Annotated in this window: 9 protein-coding genes and 1 pseudogene; all 10 read left to right on the forward strand. The window is 32.8% G+C overall.

Going from position 1 to position 9,263, the window contains the following annotated elements; genetic code table 11:
• The first annotated feature begins 861 nt into the window (after window positions 1–861).
• Complete coding sequence (locus tag AC13DP_RS01800) at window positions 862–1,104, forward strand: DUF6364 family protein (RefSeq protein WP_347407254.1); 243 nt, start codon at window positions 862–864, stop codon at window positions 1,102–1,104.
• Window positions 1,104–1,518, forward strand: a pseudogene (locus AC13DP_RS01805) (type II toxin-antitoxin system VapC family toxin). The gene AC13DP_RS01800 and the pseudogene AC13DP_RS01805 overlap by 1 nt, the downstream one beginning before the upstream one ends.
• A 372-nt stretch (window positions 1,519–1,890) precedes the next feature.
• Window positions 1,891–2,424 carry a hypothetical protein gene (locus tag AC13DP_RS01810; RefSeq protein WP_347407255.1) on the forward strand — a complete coding sequence of 178 codons (534 nt, stop codon included), beginning with the start codon at window positions 1,891–1,893 and terminating at the stop codon, window positions 2,422–2,424.
• A 479-nt stretch (window positions 2,425–2,903) separates the two neighbouring features.
• A complete protein-coding gene (locus AC13DP_RS01815) occupies window positions 2,904–3,431 on the forward strand; it encodes a hypothetical protein (protein WP_347407256.1) in 528 nt (175 codons plus the stop codon).
• Between the two features lie 310 nt (window positions 3,432–3,741).
• A complete protein-coding gene (locus AC13DP_RS01820; RefSeq protein ID WP_483067212.1) occupies window positions 3,742–4,473 on the forward strand; it encodes a hypothetical protein in 732 nt (243 codons plus the stop codon).
• 124 nt (window positions 4,474–4,597) lie between these two features.
• A complete protein-coding gene (locus AC13DP_RS01825) occupies window positions 4,598–5,044 on the forward strand; it encodes a hypothetical protein (RefSeq protein WP_347407259.1) in 447 nt (148 codons plus the stop codon).
• A 570-nt stretch (window positions 5,045–5,614) separates the two neighbouring features.
• Window positions 5,615–6,175 carry a Crp/Fnr family transcriptional regulator gene (locus tag AC13DP_RS01830; protein WP_228251261.1) on the forward strand — a complete coding sequence of 187 codons (561 nt, stop codon included), beginning with the start codon at window positions 5,615–5,617 and terminating at the stop codon, window positions 6,173–6,175.
• Between the two features lie 30 nt (window positions 6,176–6,205).
• Window positions 6,206–7,897, forward strand: a complete 1,692-nt coding sequence (gene ilvD / locus AC13DP_RS01835) for a dihydroxy-acid dehydratase (protein ID WP_347407260.1) — start codon at window positions 6,206–6,208, stop codon at window positions 7,895–7,897.
• A gap of 335 nt (window positions 7,898–8,232) precedes the next feature.
• A complete protein-coding gene (locus tag AC13DP_RS01840) occupies window positions 8,233–8,418 on the forward strand; it encodes a hypothetical protein (protein WP_347407261.1) in 186 nt (61 codons plus the stop codon).
• Between the two features lie 380 nt (window positions 8,419–8,798).
• Complete coding sequence (locus AC13DP_RS01845; RefSeq protein WP_347407262.1) at window positions 8,799–9,140, forward strand: alpha/beta hydrolase; 342 nt, start codon at window positions 8,799–8,801, stop codon at window positions 9,138–9,140.
• Window positions 9,141–9,263 lie beyond the last annotated feature (123 nt).

Below are 9,263 nucleotides of genomic sequence, written 5' to 3' on the forward strand. Positions count from 1 at the left end.
AGAGAAAAAGGGGACAGGGTAGATTCTTAGTTTCAATATACCTAAAGGCTATTTCCTTCGTGAATTGACTCCTGTCTCCTCCACTTAATTCATCTAATTTAATCATTGACAAACATAGGAGTCTTCGTGTGGTCGGTACGACCTAACATGAAGATCCTGTTGATTGCCAGTGATGTGGTAATTTATTTTTTGGCGACCGTTTTAATAGTAGCCGTTAGGCCAGGGGAGTGTTGAGAGTAATACAGGTTGAGTTTTTAGGGGCGTTATTAACCTAAAATAGCTGTAATTTATACGGGTATAGTTATAAATGCTTTTAAATCAATTAAAAACCCTTTAGATTAGTCATAGCTAAAAGAGGAATAAACATATCGGTAGGTTTATATAAGTTACTAAAAAGCTTAATGCACAGTTCATACATGAATTATCGGGAAAAGAAATCGGATTTTAAATCATTAGATTATCGAAGCATAAATTTCTCTGGTAATTGGTCAAAACATTTTATCAATAATTATGTTGATTCAATGATTTCTACCGGCATTGAAGAAACGCAAAAGACTTTTGCTAATTATAAGAATGAACACCTTCCCGATAATTATTTATATAAATTTTTTCCTCCGACACACTACAGTGCCTGTAATTCTTAAAAAATTCACTTATTTAAACCGCCTTTGAGCGGTTTTTATATGTAAAGATTGTTGGGGTGGTTTATTGGGTAATGGAGTATCCTGAAAGTATTTTTAAGGGAAACCGTAATTTATACTAAATTAATTATCTATAATAATTTGGACACAAGCAAAAGAAAAATGAACCTAAAAATATTACGTGAAAAAATAATATATTTGTACGTAAAGTAACAAGGCGATGGATAAAAAGCTCACATTAAGTTTAAATGAAAAAATCATTGAGACTGCTAAACACTATGCGAAGTCTAATAACACTAGTCTATCCAAATTGATAGAATCTTATTTAGGAACGCTTACCAATAAAGAAAAAAAGGAAAATGAAATAACTCCTCTAGTAAAAAATTTAAGCGGGGTTATCTCAATGGATGATGATATAGATGTTAAGGATGAGTATACTCAATATTTAATGGAAAAATATTAATGAAAAAAATATTGATTGATACAAATATCGTAATTGATTTACTTTCTAAAAGAAAGGACTTTTATGATGATGCAGCAAATTTGTTTTCTCAAGCAGATAAAAAATCAGTTAAAACTTAGCATTTCTGCACTAACATTCGCTAATACCAATTACATTTTAACAAAATTAAAATCTTCCAAAGAGGCAAGAGAAATTTTGAGAAAATTTAAAGTGCTTGTGGAGGTAGTAAGCTTAGATGATAAAATAACAGAGCTCGCATGGAGTGATGAAACGTTTCCAGATTTTGAGGACGGTCTTCAATATTATTCTGCAATCGAAAATGATATTGATATTATCATCACAAGAAATAAAAAGGATTTTAAGAACTCAAAATTACCAGTTTTAACAGCAAAAGAATTTTTGGCAGGGAAATAATGCCGATGGTTACCCAAAAATGTATATCGCAAATCACAACTGATTTTTTCTTCTGATGAGTTCCAGTAGTTTCTAATGTTTAGCAATACCGTATCCTACGAAAAGCAGTAATCCAGTTCTTTAAAAATAATAGTTAGATAGATTATTTATATGTGTTTCAAAGCCGTAATTATGATATAAATTATTTGAACATATTTAAAGTCTTGATAACCGGAAATTGAAAGCGATACAAACTTATATTTAAGCCGTATAAAATGAATGGCTAGTTCTCGACTACTTACGAAAATCCACAAGGATTTTCTATCTGGTATTTATTTGCTAACTTAAGTGCTTCAACTACACAACTAATCTTATTCAATCACGTTGTACACAATGCAAAAAAACATCATTTACATATTAATTTTCCTGTTTACTTCGATAAGTTTTGGTCAAAAAATCAAAACAATAACTGAATTTAGAAAAGAAAGCGACAGCTTAATAAAAACTCGAAAAACCGAATTTAATAAGTTTGGAAATCTCACGAAAGAAGTTAGGTTTGGTGGTTATGATGCTATTTCTAAAACATTTAGAAACAAAATTCGAATTATCAATTATAAGAACGGTAAAAAAATTTCTGAATATTATTGTGAAGATTTTGTTGCTAAAGATACTTGTGTTCTACGCTCATTCTCGACCTATGAGTATAATTCAAAAAACAAGGTTGAGAAACAGATAAAATTCGAACCTGATTCGCTAATCCGTTTTATTAGAGAAATAAAAACAGAAAACAAAATGAAAGTTTCGAAAACAAGTTCTTGGGAATTTAATCCAATAAAAGAGCCTGATTACGACAATGCTTTGGTTTTAACCGACACCTCGTATTTTGATAAAAAAAAACCGATTGGTAAAAAGTGTAAATTACAATAGTAGAATAAAAGAACCTTATATTGAAAAATATGTTTACTCAGAAAACAAATACACTTATCAAAGAATTGGAACTGCACGAGATACGATTATTACTTTTAAATATACTAAGTTGCAGAAGGAAATAGATAAGAGAAATTTAGATTACAGATTCAGTTCTGAAGATAATTACAAGTATAAAATTGAATATTACTAGAAAAGCACAGTTTACAATATTGAACTGATACCTAATTTTTATCGTTCGGCAATCAGTTTTTTTAGAGTATTCTAATAGTTGCCGTTAGGCAGGGGAGATTTGAGAGTAATACATTATGAATTTTTACGGCTAATCTAATTCACAAAGACTACAGAAATTTATATGCATGTCGCTATAAATGCTTTTAAATCAATTAAAAATCCTTTAGATTAGTCATCGCTAAAAGAGGAATAAACGTACCGGTAAGTTTATACATTTATTAAGCAATATTTAAAACAAGAACGAAATGTCAATGACCCAAGTAGCTTTTCTTAGAATGGCGGACATACCATCTAAAACACAAATTGAACAGACCATCCAAGGACTTGGTTATGATTTTAAAATCTTGGGTGATTCTGAAAATATTACAGAGGTTGACGGACTTTTTTGCTCAATAAACGGTCACGAAACATTCTTTGAGACTTATTTTGACCAACCAACAGAAATAACTAATGATTGTGAATGGATAAAGCCTTACATAACAAATCAGGATTTGGCTATATCTTTCGTTTGGGGAGCAGACTTTGCCGCTGGTGCTTGTATTGGACTTATTTCAATTGCTCTTATTGACAGTGGACAAGCCCTTATTTACTATTTAGATGACGAAATGAAATATTCGAGAGAGATGCTTATTGCTGACACTCCACAATTCTTGAATGAGCTTGAAAAAGAAAAAGAAAATAGAGCAACAAGTCTGAACGAACAAAAACCGACTAAGAACGGAGAAACCTATGAAAAAAGCTTTTGGGACAAACTAAAAGACCTGTTTAAATGAAAATTAAAAACATTGCTTTATAACTAGGAGCGTTCGTGTGGCCGGTACGTCCCAACAAGGAGATAATGTTTACTGCCAGTTATGTGTGTTTTAATTTTTTGTGGAGCATTTTAATAGCAGCCGTTATACGAGGGGAGATTTGAGACAGGTTGAGTGTTTACGGCCAAACTGATCTTAAAAATCTACTGAGATTTATATGTACATCGTTATAAATACTTTTAAAACAATAAAAAAAATCCACTAGATTAGTGTTTTAACTGAAATAGAGATAGGACATTTTTGATAGGTTTATTTATACCTTAGGTAACTTATGAAAAAAAAATTATACATTCTTATTAGCCTCTGCACACTGTTTAGCTGTTCACCAAAAATCAGATCCTTAATTTCCAATACGGATTATAATAAATTTGAACCATCCATTGAAGTAATTGTTCTTGATAGTATTTCGCCTCCTGAAGGTTCTCTGTTTATTGGAAAAATAAAAATAGGAGATACTGGATTTACGACTGATTGTAGTTATAATAAAGTGATTAATGAAGCCCAAACAGAAGCCAGGAGACATGGCGCAAATATTGTCCAAATAACGGAATTAAATAGACCAGAAAAATGGGGAAGCACTTGCTATAAAATTAAAGCAAATCTTTATCGAAATTTAAATCCTGTGAGCCTGCAACAATTGAGTACATTCAATGCTGATTCTAAAGTTTCCAGACTGCCGATTGGAGCAGATTACGCCATAATATATATTTACAGACCTAAAATGATAACGGGCAAATTTATTGGATATAAAGTCAGAATGGATTCTGACTCTGTTGTTTGCACAGCAAGAAACGGGGAAAAGTGTGAATTGAGACTAAAGGATTATGGTAAACATACTTTTTGGGCCAAAACTGAATCCAAAGATTCTGTAGTTATTAATGTTGAACGAGGTAAAGAATATTTTATCCGATGTGGAATGAATCCTGGTGTATTGATTTCCAGACCAGACTTAAATTTAGTCGAAAACCATATTGCTATTCAAGAATATGAGAGTATGCAATAATAAGTTTTGCTAGTAATTAATCCTGAAAATTACTCGGATTTATAAGTATGTAGCAACAAAAATTTTTAGAACAATAAAAATCTGGTAGATTGGCATTATTTTAAATTTTTGACTAAGAAAAGTTATGAGTTTTAAATTATTTTTTCATTATATAAGTTATTTACAATATCCGCTAATTTTAGTTGGTTTATATTTCGTTATAAAACCATACTTTGGTGGATTTGAATATCTAAAAGAAAATACTGATTTAATTTTTAAAAATTTAAATTCATGTTTACTTTTTATGGGGTTAGGAATAAGTTTCTCATCACTACAAGATACCACGAAAACACAAAACAAGTTTTCTGAGAATATTTGGAAAAATCCGAAGAAAGGGAAGAAAATGATTATTTTAATAACGGTGCAAATTCTATTTTTCCTTAGCATAGGTTTAATTGGATATTTTTCGCAAATTGAGATTTTAAATAAAATTTCTGTCGGAATGATCATTTTGGGACTTGGAATGTTTGGCTTTTTAAAAAGTGCAATTGAAGTTTTTGAAAACCATAGAACAGATAATAAGGATGTATGATAAAAACCATTACCACTTTATTGAATTATCAATTCCTTGAGGAATAGTAGGTTTTTTGCAGGTTTGTCTCTAATTATAATGATTTTAATCTTATAGTTATTTTTGTTTCAATTGCAAGTGCCGGAATTGCGTATACTAGAAGAAAAGTACAAAATATTACTATTGCTAATTATTAAATATTAATAGGGTTCGTACAGCGAAAAACGTACTCGCTGTTGATTAAATTTTATGATTATCGGAATTGGCGATTAATTACTATGGTGTTAGTTAATTTTTTGGAGAACGTTTTAATAGTAGCCGTTAGGCCAGCGGAGTGTTGAGAGTAATACAGATTTAGTGCTTACGGTCAAACACCTCCAAAACCAATTGTTGGCAAAAAAACCGTCCCTTAACAGACTTTAAAAATGATGTTCTAAAAAAACACTATTTTTATAGCTAGCGTTGTTTAACATTGGCCACGATAGACCTTCTCTTTTTACACTTTTAAAGTATCAGTCGTTTGATTTTGACCTAAGTCAATGATTTTTAAAATCCAAAACCGGAACTTTGACCTTAATTAATATCCGTATAATGTTGACAGACTTAATTCGAATAAAAACAAAATTGGATGATAAACAGATTGAAGAAGTCCTTTCGTACTTTAAATCAATAAGCGTTAAGAAGAATATGCATTTACTTGAGCCTGGTTTGGTGTCTAGTCAGCTATTCTTTATCAAAAAAGGCTGTCTTCGTTTGTATTTTATCAATGAAGATTGTCAGGTATTGACAAGGTTCATGGCCTTTGAAAATACATTCCTAACCTCAATAGTTAGTTTTATTTCCAGAGAACCTTGTACTGAATACATTCAAGCGATAGAAGACTCTGAGCTTATGGTAATTTCATACGATCAGTTTACCCTATTAAGGAATTTAATACCTGAATGGGAAAAAATGTATATACATATACTTGAATATGGATTAACGGTGATCAACTCAAAACTCAGTAGTCTTTTGACGCAAAATGCTGTTGATCGGTATCTGACATTGCTTAAAAACAACCCAGAACTCGTTCAACGCTTATCAAATTCGAACCTTGCAGCCTACCTTAATATTTCGCCCGAAACATTAAGTCGGCTTAAATCAAAGATATAATCAATTATCTCTATAATTATCAGTACCATCATGAGAAGCGATGAAGTAAAAAAAGGGCATCAGAGAACCCCACATAGATCTCTTTTTAGAGCCACAGGATTAAAAGATGAAGATTTTGCAAAGCCATTTATAGGTGTAGCTAATTCCTTTATAGAAATTATTCCAGGACATTTTTTCTTAAACAGAGTCTCAAAGGTTATTAAGGAAGAAATCAAAGCAAATGGGTGTGTACCTTTTGAGTTTAATACTATCGGAGTAGACGATGGCATTGCGATGGGGCATGATGGAATGCTTTTTTCCCTACCTTCCAGAGAGATAATTGCCAACTCTATAGAAACAGTGATGAATGCACACAAGCTTGATGCGATAATCGCCATTCCAAACTGTGATAAAATTGTACCCGGGATGATAATGGGAGCTCTGAGAGTAGATGTCCCTACTATTTTCGTGAGCGGTGGTCCAATGAAAAAAGGTCATACCAAAGATGGTGTACCAATTGACCTTGCCACAGCTTTTGAGGCAGTAGGTAAATTCGAGGCGGGTAAGATGTCTGAACAAGAGTTAATCGATATCGAATGTAATGCTTGCCCTAGTGGGGGAAGTTGCTCGGGTATGTTTACGGCTAATTCTATGAACACGCTTATGGAAGCTATGGGAATCGCTTTGCCTGGTAATGGGACTATTCTTGCCCTTACCAAAGAACGAGAGGAACTTTACAAACAAGCTGCAAGAAGAATTTGCGAAATTGCCAGAAGCAAAGAACAAACCGAAAAATTCAAGCTGAGAAATATTTTGAACGAAAATGCAGTAAGAAATGCTTTTGCAGTTGATATGGCTATGGGAGGAAGTTCAAACACTGTCTTACATATGCTGGCTATCGCAGGAGAAGCACATGTGAATTTTAATTTAGAAGATATAAATCACATTTCTAAAAATGTGTCTCATATTGCTAAAATATCACCAAGTTTATCAACAGTACATATGGAAGATATCAATACAGCTGGTGGTGTAAATGCCGTGATGAAGGAAATGACCAAAAGAAAGGATGACATTTTAAAGGATAATCTTACAATAACTGGAGAAACAGTTTTAGAAAAAATAAAAGATGCTTATATAAAAGATACTAATATTATACACAGTATTGATAATCCGTATTCTGAAGTAGGAGGTCTAGCAATTTTATATGGAAACTTAGCAAAAGAAGGGGCTGTAATCAAGACCGCTGGAATTACTGGGAATAGAGTTTTAACAGGGACTGCCATCTGTTTCGATGGACAAACTGAGGCTATTGAAGGAATTTTAGGAGGAAAAGTAAAAGCAGGTAACGTTGTTGTAATTCGATATGAAGGCCCTAAAGGAGGTCCGGGCATGCAAGAAATGCTAGCACCAACCTCATTAATTATGGGAATGGGCTTGGGTGATAAAGTAGCATTAATAACCGATGGACGATTTAGTGGAGCTACGAGAGGTGCAAGTATTGGTCATATAAGCCCAGAGGCAGCCGAGGGCGGTATGATAGGATTGCTCAAAGATGGAGATGAAATTCATATTGATGTTGACCAATATATTTTAACCGTAAACTTGAACGATGAAGAGATTACAAAAAGAAGAGCTGAGTTTACACCTGTAAAAAAAGAGTTGGATTCAAGTTGGTTACGTCAATATCGAGCCTTAGTGACAAATGCAAGTAATGGTGCTTTATTAAAAACAGATATTTTTTGAATAAAAAAGGTTACACAATACGGTATATGATTCCATGCCGGAAAGCCCCCTCATACCACTTTTAGGCTAGGGGAGTGTTGAGAGTAATCCGGGTTGAGTATTTACGGGCACACTAATTCACAAAATCTAATGAAATTTATACGTATGTCGCTATAAATGCTTTTTTAGAAATAAAAAATAAGATAGATTAGTAATTTGACTAAAAATTTTAACTTTAATGTTAAGTAACGAGAACAAACATTGAGTACAGGATTCAAGAGATTTGTTATATTGTAATAAAAGCTGAGATTACGGGAGCCGCAGAATTACGGGAAAAATGAAAAAAATCTAATAAGATGGTAGATGTTCGTTTCTTACAAATGGTAGATGCTTTATATGAAGATTATTTTAAAAATGAAGTGGTAGCCTACCATCCAAATGGCAGCCCTATGACCCGTCAAGACTATAAAATGGCTTTAGATGTTGCCGAAAGTCAAATAGAAAAGGGAGATTTTATGACCGCTGAAGAATTTGAAAAATAAGAAAATTAGTGTTGGGCAAAATTACTCAAGTAGTTTGGACAAGACAAGCTAGAGAATCGCTTACAAGCATTTTAGATTATAGATATAAAGACCTCCCCGATGCCAGAAAAATCGTTAGAAAAAATATCATTGAGGCTTCCAAAAAAATTGTATTTGCAGAGCAGTACCAGTAAGATGAAATCTTCCCAAACTATCGCAGAAAAGTCGTTAGGGATTAAAAATTAAGAGGAAACTTAAGATGAAAGAGTAGTAGGTTTTGATGTTTTTCTAACCAATAAAAGACTAACCGGCATTCTACCCTGATTTGGTTACAAACAACCTTGATTTGGTAACATTTACTTTTTAAAGGAAGATCAACTTTGCATTATAAAATTTAAAAAATGCGAAAAGTAAAATTCAAAAACAGAAATTGGGATACTGTAGCTCATCTTCATTTGCCTAACAATTTTGACGAAAAACAAAATTATCCTGCTATTGTTTGTGTTCATCCTGGGAGTAGTGTGAAAGAACAAACCGCTGGTTTATATGCCCAAAGGCTTGCAGAAAAAGGACTTATTGCTTTGGCTTATGATGCGTCATTTCAAGGGGAAAGTGGGGGAGAACCAAGATATTTGGAAGACCCAACCACCCGCGTAGAGGATATCCGTTATGCAGTAGATTATCTTACAACACTAAACTTTATAGATGAAAAATGTATAGGTTTACTGTATGCACCCCACTAAACCCGTCTTGACTTCCTTTTTTTCTGATGCTAGCTTTGCTGCTCTAAAATAATATTTATCATGAGTAAACGGGAAGAAATGTACACTTTAGTTAATGAATATCGTACTAGTGGCCTTTCAGCA

The organism is Zunongwangia sp. L-65, from assembly GCF_056859415.1.

Bases quoted from the DNA above. Each gene is read 5' to 3' on its own strand.
- AC13DP_RS01815 (WP_347407256.1), top strand. From the start codon at position 2,904: ATGTCAATGACCCAAGTAGCTTTTCTTAGAATGGCGGACATACCATCT.
- AC13DP_RS01830 (WP_228251261.1), top strand. From the start codon at position 5,615: ATGTTGACAGACTTAATTCGAATAAAAACAAAATTGGATGATAAACAG.
- AC13DP_RS01825 (WP_347407259.1), top strand. From the start codon at position 4,598: ATGAGTTTTAAATTATTTTTTCATTATATAAGTTATTTACAATATCCG.
- AC13DP_RS01840 (WP_347407261.1), top strand. From the start codon at position 8,233: ATGGTAGATGTTCGTTTCTTACAAATGGTAGATGCTTTATATGAAGAT.
- AC13DP_RS01820 (WP_483067212.1), top strand. From the start codon at position 3,742: ATGAAAAAAAAATTATACATTCTTATTAGCCTCTGCACACTGTTTAGC.
- AC13DP_RS01810 (WP_347407255.1), top strand. From the start codon at position 1,891: ATGCAAAAAAACATCATTTACATATTAATTTTCCTGTTTACTTCGATA.
- AC13DP_RS01845 (WP_347407262.1), top strand. From the start codon at position 8,799: ATGCGAAAAGTAAAATTCAAAAACAGAAATTGGGATACTGTAGCTCAT.
- AC13DP_RS01800 (WP_347407254.1), top strand. From the start codon at position 862: ATGGATAAAAAGCTCACATTAAGTTTAAATGAAAAAATCATTGAGACT.
- ilvD (WP_347407260.1), top strand. From the start codon at position 6,206: ATGAGAAGCGATGAAGTAAAAAAAGGGCATCAGAGAACCCCACATAGA.